General features: G+C 61.4%; 11 protein-coding genes. 3 read left to right on the top strand and 8 right to left on the bottom strand.

What is annotated here, in order from left to right; genetic code table 11:
• Window positions 1–2 precede the first annotated feature (2 nt).
• Both ACW174_RS12880 and ACW174_RS12875 read right to left on the bottom strand, forming a co-directional pair.
• Entirely contained in the window at window positions 3–1154 is a 1152-nt protein-coding gene (locus tag ACW174_RS12880) for a cysteine desulfurase family protein (protein ID WP_492014839.1), read from the bottom strand.
• The gene (locus ACW174_RS12875; RefSeq protein WP_492014838.1) at window positions 1151–1627 is read right to left on the bottom strand and encodes an Rrf2 family transcriptional regulator; all 477 of its coding nucleotides are present in this window, start codon (window positions 1625–1627) and stop codon (window positions 1151–1153) included. Before ACW174_RS12875 ends, ACW174_RS12880 begins: the two co-directional genes overlap by 4 nt.
• Before the next feature lie 161 nt (window positions 1628–1788).
• Here ACW174_RS12875 and ACW174_RS12870 point away from each other — a divergent pair, with 161 nt between their 5' ends.
• Window positions 1789–2439, top strand: a complete 651-nt coding sequence (locus ACW174_RS12870; protein WP_492014836.1) for an alpha/beta hydrolase — start codon at window positions 1789–1791, stop codon at window positions 2437–2439.
• Window positions 2440–2602: 163 nt separating this feature from the next.
• Window positions 2603–4030, top strand: a complete 1428-nt coding sequence (locus tag ACW174_RS12865) for a tyrosine-type recombinase/integrase (protein ID WP_492014835.1) — start codon at window positions 2603–2605, stop codon at window positions 4028–4030.
• A gap of 370 nt (window positions 4031–4400) precedes the next feature.
• Here the strand turns inward: ACW174_RS12865 and ACW174_RS12860 are convergent, their stop codons facing one another.
• The 6 genes from ACW174_RS12860 to ACW174_RS12835 form a co-directional block, all read right to left on the bottom strand.
• Entirely contained in the window at window positions 4401–8936 is a 4536-nt protein-coding gene (locus tag ACW174_RS12860; RefSeq protein WP_492014834.1) for a hypothetical protein, read from the bottom strand.
• Window positions 8937–8999: 63 nt separating this feature from the next.
• Window positions 9000–10328 (bottom strand): recombinase family protein, encoded by a 1329-nt coding sequence (locus tag ACW174_RS12855; RefSeq protein ID WP_492014833.1) that lies wholly within the window; start codon window positions 10326–10328, stop codon window positions 9000–9002.
• Between the two features lie 117 nt (window positions 10329–10445).
• Window positions 10446–11831 (bottom strand): HEPN domain-containing protein, encoded by a 1386-nt coding sequence (locus ACW174_RS12850; protein WP_492014832.1) that lies wholly within the window; start codon window positions 11829–11831, stop codon window positions 10446–10448.
• Window positions 11824–13392 (bottom strand): type IV secretory system conjugative DNA transfer family protein, encoded by a 1569-nt coding sequence (locus tag ACW174_RS12845; RefSeq protein WP_492014831.1) that lies wholly within the window; start codon window positions 13390–13392, stop codon window positions 11824–11826. The genes ACW174_RS12850 and ACW174_RS12845 overlap by 8 nt, the downstream gene beginning before the upstream one ends.
• On the bottom strand, window positions 13389–13619 hold the full coding sequence (locus ACW174_RS12840) for a conjugal transfer protein TraD (protein WP_492014830.1): 231 nt from the start codon (window positions 13617–13619) through the stop codon (window positions 13389–13391). The genes ACW174_RS12845 and ACW174_RS12840 overlap by 4 nt, the downstream gene beginning before the upstream one ends.
• Window positions 13620–13713: 94 nt before the next feature.
• Window positions 13714–13968, bottom strand: coding sequence for a conjugal transfer protein TraD (locus ACW174_RS12835; RefSeq protein WP_492014829.1), 255 nt, complete (start codon window positions 13966–13968; stop codon window positions 13714–13716).
• Window positions 13969–14137: 169 nt separating this feature from the next.
• On the opposite strand from ACW174_RS12835, the gene traA reads away from it, so the two are divergent.
• Complete coding sequence (gene traA, locus ACW174_RS12830) at window positions 14138–16498, top strand: Ti-type conjugative transfer relaxase TraA (protein ID WP_492014828.1); 2361 nt, start codon at window positions 14138–14140, stop codon at window positions 16496–16498.
• Window positions 16499–16576 lie beyond the last annotated feature (78 nt).

Raw genomic sequence — 16576 nt, 5'->3', positions numbered from 1 at the left:
ATTTACGCGACTTCCTTCACGCGCTCTTTGAGACGCGCGACATGCTTTTCGTACGCCGACACCCAGGCGTCGGCGAACCGGATCCAGTCCTGCTCGGTGGTGCCCCAGCCGCCGGATATACGCACCGCGCCGGTGGCCAGATCATGCAGGCCCATGGCGCTGATGGTCTTGGACGGTTTGGTCTTGCCCGACGAACAGGCGCTGCCGGCCGAGATCATCACTCCGGCCAGATCCAGCGTGATCAGCTGTTGCGGGCTGTCCCAGCCCTCGACGGCCATGAACAGGGTGTTGGGCAGGCGCCCAAGCCCGGCATCTGCCGCCCCGCCGATGATCACCGCCCCCGCCGCCCTCGCCCGCGCCTCGGCGGCGTCGCGCCAGCCGACGTGGGCCATGGCCTCATCCAGATCACGCGCGGCGCAGACCGCCGCCACGCCGAAACCGGTCACGCCCGGCACATTTTCGGTGCCCGCGCGCATCCCGCGCTCCTGCCCGGCGCCGTGCAGGATGCGCACCGCCTCGCGGCCGTCCTTCAGCACCAGCGCGCCGACGCCCTGCGGTCCGCCCAGCTTGTGCGCCGACAGGGTCAGGGTGTCCGCGTCCAGCGTGCGCATATCGACCGGGATCTTGCCCGCCGACTGGATGGCGTCGACGTGCAGCCAGCCGCCCGCGGACCTCACCAGCTTCGCCGCCTCGGCGATCGGCTGGATCACGCCGCTTTCATTGTTCGCATGATGGATGGCCACCACCGCCGTGCCCGGCCGCGCCAGCGCCTCGGCCAGCCAGTCCAGATCGACCACGCCGTTCGCATCGACCGGCAGCACCTCGACCGGCGCGCCCGACGCCAGCGCGGCTTCCGCCACGCACGGATGCTCGGTCGCCCCGACGATCAGCCGCTCGCAGCCGCCCTTCAGCGCGCTGACGATGGCCTGGGCGTTGGACTCCGTCCCGCCGGACGAGAAGATGATCGCCGTCGGATCGGCGCTGACCAGATCGGCCACCTGCGCCCGCGCCGTCTCGATCCGCGCCCGCGCCCGACGTCCGGCGGCGTGCACCGCCGACGGATTGCCGTTGTCGGCCAAGGCTTTCGCCATGACGTCCTGCACTTCCGGGCGAACGAGGCCCGAGGCGTTGTAGTCCAGATAGACGCCGCTCATGCCGCCGCCTCCAGACCCGCGGCCTGCGACCGGCGACGCTGGCTGGTGCGGCGCAGCACCACGTCCTCCAGCGACACCGCCGCCAGATAGGCGTGGATTTCCGCGCCCAGGTCTTCCCACAGATCATGGGTGATGCAGCGCTCGCCGCCCAGCATGCAGCCCTTGGGCGTGCCGTGGGCCGCGCAGCGGGTGGCGCGGATCGGCTCATCCACCGCCAGAACGATATCGGCCACCATGGTCTCGCCCGCCATCCGGGCCAGACGATAGCCGCCGCCGGGCCCCCGCACGCTCGAGACCAGCCCGCTCTTGCGCAGACGGGCGAACAGTTGCTCCAGATAGCTCAGCGAAATCTCCTGCCGGGCCGCGATCTCGGCCAGCGAAACCGCCCGCGCCAGACCGCTTCCGTCCCGGCCGTTCCGGGCCAGATCGGCCATCGCCATCACGGCGTATCGTCCCTTGGTCGACAGACGCATCGCGCACCTTCAAAAATCGCGCGCTTTTCGAGGGTCCTGTGCTAGAACCCGCGCCTTCGCGAAGGCGTCGACGCGCAGGTCGGACTTAGAAAGTCCTACCCCTGTGGTCAAGTATTACGCAGCTGCGAAATGATGTTTGAACACGGGAATTCGCTCCGCCCATGCCTGAAGTCATCCTGCCCGGCGCATCTGGTCGCATCGAAGGCCGTTATTCTCCGGGCAAGCGCCCCAACGCGCCGATCGCCCTGATCCTGCATCCCCACCCCAAGGCGGGCGGGCATATGAACAACCCCGTCACGGTCACCCTGTACCAGTTGTTCCAGAAGCGGGGCTTCGCCACCCTGCGCTACAACTCGCGCGGCGTCGGCAAGTCGCAGGGTGAGTTCGACAGCGGCATCGGCGAACTGGCCGACGCGGCCACCGCCTTGGACTGGCTGCAATCCAACAATCCCGCCGCCACCCAGACCTGGGTCGCCGGCTACCAGTTCGGCGCGTACATCGGCATGCAGCTTCTGATGCGCCGCCCGGAAACGGACGGCTTCATCTCCGTCTCGCCGCCGTCGAACATGTACGACTTCAGCTTCCTGGCCCCCTGCCCGGCCTCGGGCCTGTTCCTGCACGGCACCGCCGACACCATCGTCCCGCCGGTCGAGGTCGAGCGCGTGGTCAACAAGCTGCGCACCCAGAAGGGCATCATCATCGACTACGAACTGGAAGAGGGCGCCAGCCACTTCTGGCAAGACCACATCCCGGCCGTCGACCGCCGCGTCGGCGCCTATCTGGACAAGCGTCTGGAAGAAAAGCCGGCCTGACCTCTCGCATCCCTCTCCCGTTGGGAGAGGGCTAAAACACTAAATAACTGGAAATACACAGCATTTTCTGCTACAGCATTCCTACACGATGTATGCACGTCACGGCAGATCAATGACTTAGCGCCGCGATGTGCACGAAATCTGCACGACGATGGAGGCTGTCATGGCGTTTGTCACGGACAAGGAAGAACTAAAACCCGGACTGGTCATCTTCCGGCGGGGCGATTTGCAAAGCCGGGATTGGTACTGCCGCGTTCGCCTGCCGAAGGCGACCCGCTACAAGACCATCGCTTTGAAGACGCCGGACATCACTACGGCGCGCACCCTGGCCTACGATCACGAAAGCGAAGTCCGCTTTGCGCTGAAGCGCAATCTGCCGGTGTTCAACCGCCCGTTCTCCGCCGTGGCGAAGGACTATATCGCGGAGCAGAGACTACGCGCGCAGCGTGGCGAGATCACAATGGGCCGCGTGAAGCTCATCGAATCTGTCGTGAAGAACCAGCTCAACCCCTATGTCGGCAAGACCCAGATCGATCTGATTGCTCTGGATCGTTGGCAGAACTATCCGTCCTGGCGGCGGTCGCTCAGCCCTGGCCGTATGACCCGCCACGGCAACGTGCGTCCGATGACGGACGCCGAACGCGATGCTGCCAAGGCCCTCGCCGATGACAAGGCGAAGCAGAAAGGGGGCGCGATCGGCAAGCAAACTGCGGAGACCCCGGAGTCCGAAAACACGGACTGGATCATAGTCAGTGACGCCACCATCCGGTTCGAGATGAAGATCTACCGCGCCATCATCAATGACGCCGTTTCCAAACAGGAGGCCCCACCTCATCACCGTATCGAGGGGATGCCAGCGCTAGAGAAGCAGCGCCGGGATGCGTTCTCGCTGGAGGAATACCGCCGCCTCCATACCCACGCCCGCACCAAGTGGGTCGATGCCGCAAAGACCGAAACCGCCCTCTGGTATCGGGCCATGGTTTATCAATTCGTCCTGATCATGTGCAACACGGGCATGCGGCCGTCCGAGGCCCGCAACCTGCGTTGGCGCGACGTGATAGAGGCGACAGACAAAAACGGCCAGCCGGTCACCGTGTTATCCGTGCGTGGCAAGGGCAAGTCGCGCCAGCTTGTCGCGCCGAGCAGCAATGTCGGAAAATATCTGGACCGCATCCGCGCCATCGCGGTGAGTACCGCGCCAGAGGCCCCGGTGTTCAGCAGTGCGACCGGCACGACCGAGCGCACCCTCTATAAGGCCTTCATCGCTGACCTTCTGAAAGACGCCAATCTGCGCGTCGGACCTTCCGGCATTCTGCGCTCGACCTATTCGTTCCGGCACACCTACGCCACCATCCGCCTGACCGAGGGTGTCAGCGAACTGCTGCTGGCCGAGCAGATGGGAACGTCGGTGCAGATGATCCAGGAGCATTACGGCCATGTGGACACCATCAAACACGCCGATCTGGTGTTGCAGGGCATGAGCGACTGGGAGCCGCAGGAGTTGGCGGCCCCGACAGACGCAAAGCAAACCGTCCAGATCAAACGGAACGCGCGGGCGAAGATCAACACCGAGCCGCGCAAACCTCATTGATGTCCCGCCCGTCGCCGCCGAGGATCACGCGCCGAGTTCGGTGCGCCGCTGGTGGCGAAGGGCTGGTCTGTGCCTCTGCCATACGTCCGATGCGCAGCCTGCGCCCTTGATCGGCCGTATGGCGAAGCAGGCCGGTGGAACAAGCCGCGTCGAGTTCGATGCGGCCCGCCGGCCTGCGTCTTCCGCCGCTTTCCCCCGCGCGCCGTGGCGCTCTTGGAGGGGCGATAGCAAGGCGTGATCCCTCGCAGAGGATTACCACCAAAACCAGCTCGTTGAGGTCGCACCGCGAGACGTCCTGCCTGGCCGCTAGCGCAGTAACGCCGTCCGCATGGAACTCCACTCGGCGACCTCGTATTTCGACAAAACTGGATCAGTGTCGCTCATAAGCGCTGATGGCATCCCGGATGTTATGAACATCGCGCGAGAGATATACGTCGAACAGATCGAGAATTTTCCGCTCCGCGTCACTCCCGCCTTCGACTGACCGGTAGAGTTCGACAATCACCCGGCTCAAATGGTGGAGCGTAGAATAGTGTCCGCGCTTGTCCTCTTCGGTCCAACTACCGGACAATGCCAAGACGCGATCCACGGCTTCGAAAGTCAGCTCTGGAAACTGACTGACCCTGTCCTCCAACGCCCGCATAAGATGGTCTGAATCGTCATTGAAGGCCGGCGAAGCGATATAGCCTCTAACGAACGCTGAACCGTCCGACGGGCCTCCGAGCAGGCTGCCCCAATCGATTCCAACCGTGTCGGCTCGAACTAAACGCTCATCGTCGCTGAAAAGCGGAAGCAGCCAGCCCGCGGCCCTATCTCCGTGGTGATCGGAAGCGACGTTTGCCGCCCCCCGATAAGCAGCCATCTGCCGCCGCAACGATGATTCAGCGAAGCCGGCAACAAATGCGGCGTTACGCTCATCATCCAAGAGGGCCAGCAAGGATTCCAGAAAATACCCATAAGCGCGTTGGCTGACATGCGCTGACTTCAAAAGATCGCTGACAATTTCACCGACGAGATCGGGGCTCCGGTGCGCAACCCAATTGAGCATATGCTGAGCCGCGTGACCGTGAAGAACCCGCTGATCAACTGCGACCAGACGCCTAAACATCTGAACTGCGCGATCAGGCTCATACTTCCCGACAGAGTTGATCGTATGGGCCATGCAAATCCGCACAGACCCGAGCGGCTCATCCTCAATCTGTCGCTCCAGAAGCGTTATGATGTCGAGTAGCGTTTCCTCGTGGTCCCACAGGACGGTAGCCAAGGCTTCATATGCCGCGCCACGCTCGCCGTTGATGCCGCTCGACGAAAGATCTCCGTCCCGCGACAACAGCTCGGAAGCCCGCTCTCTCTTCTTTTCCTTCGCCGGCCCGGTCGTCTGAACGGCGGTGTCCGATGCAGAGCCGTGCTTCGCGCTCCTGATCAGGAATGCCAACACTTCAGCATCCAGACCAGCTGATGGGTGCTTTTGAATCGTCCAATTTGCCATCCGCCCGAAATCGCCTTCCGGCCATCGGAGCGCGGCTTTAATCGCCCTGGCAACCAGCGCGCCATCAGCGTCACTCTCACGTAGTCCGCTAACGACGGCCTCCGCGTAGTCGGCGTTTACGTCGCCGGGCAGCTTTTCGAGAAAAGACACGAAGCGTTGAGGCGCCTCCTTGACGCGCGCCTGAAGAGTGGACGCCAACTCACGGGCACCACCGATCACGCCGTCCTCCTGGTAGATATGGCGCTCATCGCCAGCGTACTTTCGAATGGCGCGAAGCCACTCGCGATCAGACATGAACCGCGCCTTCTCAAGCCCGATCGGCGACCTCACAACCCCGCCCCGAATACCGTAAGCCTCTGGCAAAGCCTCACCAGAGAACTTCCGCTCAAGCTCGGCGAGACGCAGCCTGGCTCTCTCGCTCAGGACATCAGGTCCAATCGTTTTCAGAATGGCGCGTTCGTCCCTGCCAGCCAGTCTGAGTTGGTGAAGAACGTAATCATCAGGGCTCGTAGGCCGGGTGAACAGTTCGTCTGCTTTGAAACGGCGTATATATTCCTGCGCCCATTTATACTCTGGCCGGTAGGCCAGAATGACATCTTCAACCTTGGTGCGATCAGCGACATCCAAGTACGGCATGGCTGCGGCGGCCGCTTTTGCAAACGGCGTCCAGTCGCCATCACCGTCACCAACTTTAAAAATGCGCTCGCGGGCAAGCAGCGGCACGAGCAGATGGTGCAGGCCTTCCCCATTGGCTGCAATTGCCCGCAGGCGAACGAAAATTGCGACATCGGTCTCGTCGCCGAGGATATCCAAAAGCTGCTCAACGGCAGCGGTATCGCTGACCGCCAGCGTTTCAAAGGCTTGCAGCACAGCCCTCAGATATTCTTGGTCATGCTGGTAATGGGGCGGCTTGATCGTTGGATATGACAACGTACCCGCCGCGATCGCGTCTTTGTCTCTCTGCAGAGCTTCAGCGAATGCCGGGACCAGCGCCTCAAGAAGCGCTTGAGGCTGATGCTCGGCAAGTTCATGCACCCAGTACGAATGGCCGTTACTCCGGTACCCGCTGAAGGGATGGCCGTTTGGGTATGCGGCCATCCAAGCGCTTAGCCAGAAACCGAGAACGCGCGCACCGAGCGGTCTGCTCTTGTGAACCCATGAGCCAAGCTCGAAATTCGCTTCAAAATCTTCTTTGATGTCAGTGGCGGGTATGGAAGCAACGGCCTCTGCATATAGCGTTTCAAGCCGCCCAATCGGACCTTCGGGAAACAGGCGCTCAAACCACGCAACTAGCTCTCCGACCCTCGCTACAGCAGCGACACGCCACCAGCGCTCTAAGTAGGCCGCAACCACATCAGGTTGCCCGGCCGCCCCCTTTCGAAGCAGCCAGAAAGCCAGTTCCTTTTTATCCCCGCCCAGTTCTACGAACCGGTCGAGCGCTTTGCTCGCAATCAAAATCGGCAGCCATTGGCGACCGTTGAGCACGACCTGAGCCAGCTTCTCGACCGGATGGCCTGGTGCGAACCAGCCTTCAACAAGCGCCAGTTCCAGATTGGTGGGCGCTTCGACCTCGCTGAGCCAGTAGGCGATGGCGTCCTTCACAAGGTATCGCACGTCGTCAGCCGCCATCACCTCCCGAAGATTAAGGAGGTAGCCGCGCCCGCCATTGTCTCTCAGGCGGGAGAAAATCTGCCGAACCTGCGTCCTGCGGAACAGCCGCTGTTCATCGCCGGTGAGCAGCGAATAAACGGTCTGGCCCGACGCAATGAAATGACGCGAGAACGTCTGGTCGAAAAACGACTCGTGCGAAAATTGGAGCTTCCTGCCGATAGCCGTTACGAGCCCGGCTGAACTCAGCGCACCCACAGCGCCTTGGAATCTGTCGAGCACCGCCTCAGGGGCTGTCAGCTCCTGATTGTCGCTCATGCTTTGAGCAATCGTTCCCATTGCCTCAAGGGCCGTCCACGAGAAACCCGCCAACCGAAGCGCGTGTTCGCGAACTTCCATCAGCTTATCGAACAAGCGCGCGCTCGATAGTTCGCCATCGGCGCGCTCGCCCGCTTCTGCAATGCTCGCGAAAAGCTGGAGATTGATCGGCAGCGACAGAACTTGGCGGGACCGTTCTGTCAGTGTGGTTTCGTCAACGCCGAGACGTACCAGGAGCGGCTGGATTGCGGCCTGCCAATCCAGCGGTTTCAGCGTAACGGACGTGACCAGCATCCCCTTCGATAACTCTCCAAGGCGGGTGTCACGATCCAGATCGTAGGATCGACAGGCAGCAACAACACGCATTTGCGGGAAGTGGTGGCTCTGGTCGATCATACGGAAGAACAGATCCCGCATCCTGCCTGACCGACCCGACGCCTCGCTGACCGCATCAACCTGATCGATGACAAGGAGTGCTGGGCGAGCGGCGTAGCGACTGCCGAAGCTCGCCACTGGACTCCCCTCGTGTTCGAGCAGCGCTTTTCCCAAATCGTCCAGCGTCTGCGTTTCAAGATACCGGTCGATACGAAATGCGAGCACAGGCCAGCCGCGTTCTCGGGCTTCCGCAATGATCCGGGACAGAACGACGCTCTTCCCGCTACCCGCTCCGCCCGCCACAATCGTGATCGGCTCTTTGCCTGCGATGGCGGTCTGAACAACCCCGTCGAGATCGACGACAGGCAGATCGATCCCGGCTATTTTGGGAGATAGCGAGGCAAGGTACTCGTCGGTCGCCGAGCTGAATTTAGCGTCCAGCGTCTCATCCAAATGCGCTAGCCAGTCGATGCCAAGATCGGCGATAGCCTGCTTTAAAACATCGGTTGTGAGGCGCTGGCCGAGGTTCGTATTGAGAAAGCCGACTAGGCGATCAATGACTTGATCGGCCGGTGTCCGAAACAGGAGCCTCGCCATGTCTTCCAGACGGCGTCGAAGAGATTGGTCGGAAGTGACCTCAACCTTGCAGCGCTTGAGCCAGTCGAAAAGCGTATCGGCATCCACTACCCAAGCCTTGTTGAGTTCCTCCAACGGGACCTTGTCGCCCTTGCCAACACCGCCCTCGCCATAAAAATACGCCGCCGTTTCGGCGAGGCGGGCTTTCTCTAACAAGGTTTCAAACGCCGGGGCTGGGTCGGACGAAACGAAGACGCATTTCGTCTCCGTCTGGGCCAACTTCCGAGCAAAGGCTTGTAGGACACCGGCGTCGGACAGGTTCTTCAGTGTCCAGGAGCCGCTCGTTCTACGCCGCTTGCATTGATGCCACTCATCGACGCCGGTCGCGGTGATCCGAAATTCCAAGCCCTCAGCTTGCTCGTTGTAGGGCTCGACGCGAATCTCGTCAGCAAACCCGAGGACCACGCGCAAGACTTCGACGAGTGTCCAGCGAACCTCGTACTCATTGCCAAGCTTGTCTGCGATTCCTCCTTCGAGCATTTCCGTTCTTTAGCAATTTCAACCTGACCTTGTCGTCAGTGGTCTGCATACGCCGCCGCCTATCTAACTCGACGATAGGCGTGCCGGTGCTCGTCGGCGGCGCTCATGGGCGGCAACTAGCATTTCTTTTCGCGTCAGATTGAAGCCGGCGAGCTGATAGGCCTCCGTCAACCCACCTAGCCGCTTCTTGATCGACGCCACAGACGGCAAGTGAGGGCATTGCTCGATCAAAAAAGAGTTGAGGTAGCCCTTTTCCGCCAGCAGCGTCCGAAGGCGAACGACAATCTCCTCCGGCTCCAAACCAGCCTTATCGACGTGCTCGCGAAAACGAGCAGCGGGCTCATAACCTGCAAGCCGGTAAGCCGCAGACATCGATCCGAACCTTCGAATGTAGGCTGGAGCTCCCTGCACATGTGGAGATCCATCAATCAGCCTCCTGCTGAGATGGCCGTGCTTCCGCAACAGCCGACGAAGTTTTCCGATCATCTCGTCGTCGGTCCAAATATTCCCCTTCAGAATTTTGAACTTCGACTGCGCGGCCGCGAAGAGTGACGGCGAGACGATCGGGGGGGTTACCCGGATCCGAAGCCAGTCTGATGGCGCAGTCCTGGGCCCGGGCTTTCCAAAGTACCAAGACCCGCGATTGAAGGCATACATACCGATCGCGATTTCATTCTTGAGTATCGCTTTGACCCGGATTTCATCCCATGGACCCGCGCGGCGATAGGGGACACCTTCTGCATTCAGAACGTGAGCGATCTCAGTAACTCCCCGCATATCCCGAACGAAGAGCTGGAATATTCTCTTTAGCGTCTGTCTCTCGAGCTCCGGACCCTGCACGAGCCTGACGGTCTGCTCCACCCGTGGTCGTCTTTCGCCGGGACTCAGGACCGGTCCGGGTGAACCGTCAGGGTTAAAGGCTTGTCGGGCAAATCCGTAAGGAGGATGTCCGCCGCCCTTCCCCCCGGCCAACATATGACGCCGAATGCCCGCGCGACAGCGATCCGAAAGTTGACGGCTGTACTCGGCCGCCATCACCCGCTTGACGCCCTTCATGAGGGCTGCGGTGGGCGAATCATCATCCTCAAATGACTCCGCGCAATAGCGGACCCGCACGCCAGCCTCCCGACATAGAAACTCGTAGTGCGCGGCTTCGTCGGGGTTCTGAAACCTTCCCCACCGGCTGACATCCAAGACGAGCACAGTGGTAAACGAGGCACCGGCGAGGACATCCCGGAGCAAGGATTGAAGACCTATCCGCTTCGCGGCGGTGACGCCCGTGCAAGCGGCGTCTTCATATGTCGCCACAACCTCATACCCTTCTCGTTGGCAGTAGCCCGCGATCAGTGCAGCTTGGCTTTCCAGCGAGTACCGTTGCTGGTCCGTGGACATCCGGAGATACTGAGCCGCACGTTTGCGGGAAGGGTCAGCAGGCTCGTTTTCGGCTGGCATCGGATGCGCCCCTTGAGACGTCCCGCCACCGGAATGGCTCACGCCGGACGGACTCCATCACAAGCGATCAGTAGCACGCGAAGTTCGCCGCATAGCCCTTTCAAGCTCGGCGCCGAGAACGATGGTGTTGGCGGTGACGCGGTTGGCCAATCGCCTGTACTTGGCAAGGTGAGACACGCTGGGTTCGACGGCAGGTCGCTCGTGTGCCTTCAGCACCGCGAGCTCTTCGTCGTTCATGAGAAGCCAATCAGCCAACCCCACGAAGCCTTCGGTCAGCTTCCGAACGGCCTCAAGATCATCGGTCTCGCAAAGAGCCGTAAGGATCGCTTCTTTGATTTCGGGCTTTGAATGGGGCAGCAGACGTTGGTCCACGATCGAGCCGGGGTGCATCGCCCTCGCCGCGAAGTAGTTCGCGATGATCTGCTGGGTCGGCTCGTGCATGGAAGCTCGCTTAGCCCGACGCTCATGCGACAAGCCTTCGATCCGCTCCCAGCATATCTCGTCCACCAGATCGACAAAGTACTCGACCTGGCCGTGCAACCACCGAAGCTCATCGTCGGTGACGCGGTAATGTCGATTGTACCGGGCCTTGATATAGGCACCTCGCAGGAGCTCGAAGCATCTCCGCTGCTCTCTCAGGTCCGAGGGCCAAACGCTGGCCAGCCTCTTGTCCAAGGGCTCCGCGAGCCTCCGCAGCTGCACAAGATTATGGGTGTGCGGCGTGTAGCCCGTGAAGACCAACAACACGATATTGTAGAGACGCTCCGTGGCCTGGTGCAGGTCGAACGCCGCCTTGCGGCACCAACGGTTGGCGATTGAAAGTTTCGCCGACCCGAGAAACTCTTCAAGCAGGGCCATACCCTCCTCAAGATGCAACTCGGCATCCGCTTCCAGATCTTCCGATCGTGGGGCGCTGTATTGAGAGAACGGGTGCTCGGGTGTGTCGTGCAGAAGTACGCCGCGCTCAAGGATGTCCTTGAAGTAGGGCGTCCCCTGTTCGATCTGACCGTTGATCGCATCGATGCTTTGGATCGACAGCCTCACCTGGGTCCGAAGGTTCACACGGTCGGCCGCCGCGAACAGGAGCTTCCTCTCACAGTCGGACCAGAACTCCCCCACATCGGCCAGTCGGTCATTGCTGACTACCACTAGGAACTCAAAGTCAGCGAAATATGCCCCTGCTGGATCGTCTACCCAGGCACCGGACGTATAGGCGCCATGCAGAATGAGCTTCAGAATTTTGCCGTCTCGGATGCCCTCAGCTTTTCGCTGCGAGATCGCTCTAGCGAACTCCTCGAAGATCAGGCTCCGCACCCACGCGATCTCTTCCTGCTTGCCCTCTGGCAGATGGTGCAGGCTGGTCCGGGGTCGCTTCAGTTTCTGCGAAGACCGCTCGACCGCGCGCTCTTCGCGAAGCCCCTTGTCAGAACCGCGCCTATTCATCGAACAGTCCCGCGAATTCTGGATCGGCGAAATAACGGATTTTTCTAGCCACGAGCGGCAAAGCGCCCGGCCTGAGGAGGAGCAACTCCTCGTCACTGACACGCATCACCTCGTCCGGGGTGAGGAGATCCCGCCGGGTAAGGTTCAGATTGCTGGAGTAGCTCCGGTTTGCTCGCCATTGGCCGGGCGCATCGCTGACCGTGCTGCCGGTCGTCACATAGGATTGGGTTTCTGCACCCAGCGTCCGGGACACCCAAGTTGCCGTGTCGATGTCTGAGACATTGAAAATTTGGGTCAACCCCGCGTTCGACAAGAACGTCCCGGCGCGCTCGCCATAAAGACTCCTGAGTTGGTGCATGTCCTGAAGGATCGCCCAGAGCTGGACCCCATAACCGGCCATCAATCCGAAGGCCCGCTCAATGGGTTCAAGACGGCCCAGAGCGGCAAACTCGTCGAGCAGTAGCAGAACCGACTGTCGCGGACGGTTGTCTGGGGTCGATCTCGCAAGTTCATTGATCGCCTGTACGACGAGCAGTCTAAGCCAGCGAGCGTGCGTCCCAAGCCGATCTGGCGGAAGGACGACGAACACGGTTGTCAGTTGGCTTTGTAGGTCGCTCAGCTTGAAGTCCGAATGGCTCAGCGTCTTGGTCATTCGGGGGCTGTCGAGAAAATGAGTGTGCCGCTGGGCGGCCGACAACACCCCTGCGGCCTCACGATCGCTCTTGGACAAATGACGGTTCGCGGACCGTGCTACGAGGTCGTTGGCGGCGAGGCTCGCCTGCATTGTCTTCAGGACTTGTTCGAACCGTTGGGGCGTGGTGGTCAGCAGATCGCGCACGGTGGCCAGGTTGCGCTGCTTGGGTCCGGCTGTTGTCACGACGTGAAGGATCAGACCGGCGATCAGCGCCTTCGCCTCCTCGTTCCAGTGAGCTTCACCGACCTGTCCCGGAAGATCGTAGACAAGCGCGTCGGCCACTGCCGCCACATCCTCCGCCAGATCGACACTGTCAGGTTCCAGTTCGGCCAGCGGGTTGAAACAACCGCCAGCCACTCCGGAAATCTCGAAAGGATCGAGGACGAAGACGGACCCCAGAGCAGAGCGAGCTCGCGATGCGATGCGAGCGTTCTCCCCTTTCGGATCGATGCAGAGGATCGAACGACGGAGGGTCAGCAAGTTCGGGATTATCGCACCGACACCCTTCCCTGATCGGGTCGGCGCGACCGTCAGAAGATGTGAACTTCCGGAGTATCGCATCAAGCCGCCACGGTGTGAGCGACCGACGATCAAACCGTCGTCGATACGGACGAGGTCACGCTGTTCCTTCTCACCCCCAAACCGAGCGGACCCATGCACATCGGGGACCGCTTCGCTCCTGGGGCCCCGCCAAATCAGAAATGCCGAGGCTGCGCCTGTAAGGCCTGAGCCCAGCATCACCATGGAGCGCAGTACTCCCGTCACCATGGTTCCACTGGCACCCAATCCGGCGAGAGCGACGTTCCCCACAAGGTTACCGATCACATAGCCCAGAATGACCAGGCCGATGAGTTTGAGGGCCTTCATGGAGCCTCCGTCGCTTTCGGCACGGCCCCCATTTCGAAGGCGCGCTTGCCCCGTCGCCGCCAGAGCAACAGGAGGTCGGCGCCCCGGTCATCGTCCAAGGTTTCGACCAGGGTCAGGAGGGCGCCCAGCAATGCCGCCCGATCATCGCTGATGCGCTCAGCCAGACCTGATTTCTGGACAAGCCCGCCGAGCTCAATGAGCTCCCGAGTTCGCTTGCGACGCTCCATCACCCAGCTCCGAGTATCCAGTCGCGCCCGCAAAGCCAGAGCCCGATTCATAGAGGAGCGGACTCGATGAAGTGCGAACGTGTTTTTGGCCGCTCTACGACGGAGTTTTTCGCCGCCCGCGACCTGCTTGAAAGAAGGCGGCGCCCCGCTGACGCCACGCCTCCCTGTCCTCATCGTTCTCATTGGTTCGGACGGCTAACAGCGCGCCGGTGAGAACATCGAGCTCAAGAGCATCGGCCCCGGTCGCCACAACCAGTTCGCCGAGCTGCTCGATTTTCTGCGCTCTTAGCGTTTTCGCCTTCGCCTCAAGCGCTTGGATTTCGGCGTCGATATCTCGTGGTTTACGCATGGGATCGCCCACACCTGAAACTACAACTTGCCGTGAAACCCTAGCATGTAATTTGCTCTTTGTCGCATCCGGGAGTTTACGGTCGTAGAGCCAGTCACTTTCAAACGCTTGTTGGAAGTGCGCGCTTATACGTCGTGCCGACGTTGCTGCTGAGGATGAGGGGACGCCGGTGGCGATCTATCACTTCTCTGCGAAAGTGATCTCCCGTGCGACCGGATCCAGCGCGGTTGCTGCGGCTGCCTACCGTGCTGCGTCGCGCTTGCACGACGACAGGCTGGATCGACCTCATGACTTCACGAACAAGGCAGGGGTCATTCATTCAGAGATTCTCGCGCCGGAGCAATCGCCCAACCGCTGGAAAGATCGAGAGACCCTCTGGAATGAGGTCGAGGCTGGAGAGAAGCGAAAGGATGCGCAGCTCGCCCGCGAGGTGGAGTTTTCAATCCCGCGCGAAATGGATCGGGACGACGCTGTCGATCTGGCCCGATCATTTGTCCAACGAGAGTTCGTCGATCGGGGGATGGTCGCAGATTTGAACGTCCACTGGGACACGGCGGCCGACGGTTCACCTAAGCCGCATGCCCACGTGATGCTCACCATGCGAGAAGCCGGAGAACAGGGGTTCGGACCAAAGGTCCGTGAGTGGAACGACGTCGAACTTCTGAAGCACTGGCGCGAGGCTTGGGGCGACCACGCAAACGAGCGGCTTGCGCGGCTGGATATCGATGCCCGCATCGATCATCGCTCGTTCAAGGATCAGGGGATCGAACTCGAACCCCAAGACAAGATCGGTCCGGCTGGCGCGCGCAGAGAGTATCGAGGTGAAGCGGCGGAGCGGGCCGCCGACCATCGAGAGATTGCTCGGCAGAACGGCGAGATCATCGCTGAAAATCCTCGGGTCGCGCTGGACGCGATCACCCGTCAGCAATCGACTTTCACACACCACGACATAGCGCGTTTCGCTCACCGGCACTCCGACGGAAAGGAACAGTTCGACCATGTCGTCAGCGCCATTCAATGCTCTCCGGATTTGGTCGCGCTGGGCCAGGATGGTGACGGTCGCCAACGGTTCACCAGTCGCCAGATGCTCGCTGTCGAGCAGCACCTGGAGCGGTCAGCGGCACGACTGTCTGAGACCGACGGCCATCGCGTTCCTGAATCCTTCGTCGAGAAGGCGGTCGAGAGCGCGAAGGTGCGCGGACTGGATATCGCGGGCGAGCAGCGGGACGCGCTCGAACATGTGACAGGCAGTGGCGACCTGGCTTTGGTCGTGGGCTACGCGGGGAGCGGCAAGAGCGCCATGCTCGGCGCCGCCCGAGAGGCATGGGAAAAGAGCGGGTTCAGAGTCCAAGGCGCGGCGCTTTCCGGTATCGCCGCAGAAAGCCTTGAGGGAGGATCTGGCATTCCATCACGGACGATCGCCAGCCTCGAGCATTCTTGGGCGCGCGGCCGGGCCGGACTTTCGTCCAACGATGTGCTCGTCATCGACGAGGCTGGTCTGGTTGGGTCGCGACAAATGCAGCGCGTCGTCGAACATGCGGAAGCCGCCGGCGCGAAGATCGTGATGGTGGGCGACCCGGAGCAGCTTCAGGCCATCGAAGCGGGAGCAGCCTTCAGGGCACTGGCGGAACGCCACGGAGCGGCCGAGATCACCGAGGTGCGGCGCCAGCACACCGACTGGCAGCAGCAGGCGACGCGGGAATTGGCGACCGGCCGCACGAGCCAGGCGATCAACCGGTACGCAGCGGTCGGGATGGTCACAGACCACGCCTCACACGCGGACGCTCAAGCCGCCGTCGTCGCTGGATGGGCGAAGACCCGCGAAAAGGAGCCTGACGCCAGTCAGATCATGCTCGCCTACAAGCGAAGCGACGTGGCCGAATTGAACACGCTGGCGAGAAGCAAGCTTCAGGAAGTTGGGGCCCTCGGACCGGACCGAGAGACCGAAACGACACGGGGAGCGAAGCCGTTCGCCTCCGGTGACAGGATCATGTTCCTCCGAAACGAAAAGTCGATCGGAGTGAAAAACGGTTCGCTGGGAGAGGTCGAAGCCGTCGGCCCCAACAGCATGACAGTGCGACTTGATCGGGGAGACAGGGTTTCGTTTGATCCCAAATCTTACCCCGACATCGACCATGGCTACGCCGCCACCGTTCACAAGTCTCAAGGCGTGACCGTCGATCACGCCCATGTCCTCGCCACACCCCACATGGACCGGCAGGCAGCCAACGTCGCAATGACCCGGCATCGAGATGGGATGTCACTGCACTACGGCCGCGATGCCTTCGCGACCCCGGCTCGTCTCGCGGAGTCGTTGGGACGCGACGGATCAAAAGACGTCGCCTTGAACTACCTCACCGCCTTCGCCGAACGTCACGGAGCTAGTGACAATCGAGCGGCGGGGGATCGAGGACGAAGCCTAGTCGGAGAAGACCGCCGCGTGGACGGCCAAAACGCTGGGAAGGAACGAGAGCGGGTACGCGGCGGCTGGTATGATGATCGCCCATATGACCGAGACCGGAGTCGCTGATCCTCGTTGAATAGTCGGAAAATCTCCTGGACGCGTCCAGACTCCACCACACGCTGCGCTGGGGGAATGGGTGGTCAA

The organism is Brevundimonas sp. AVps31, from assembly GCF_058681355.1.
The sequence above is the reverse complement of the archived record's forward strand: the minus strand, read 5'-3'. Positions and strand labels throughout refer to the sequence as shown.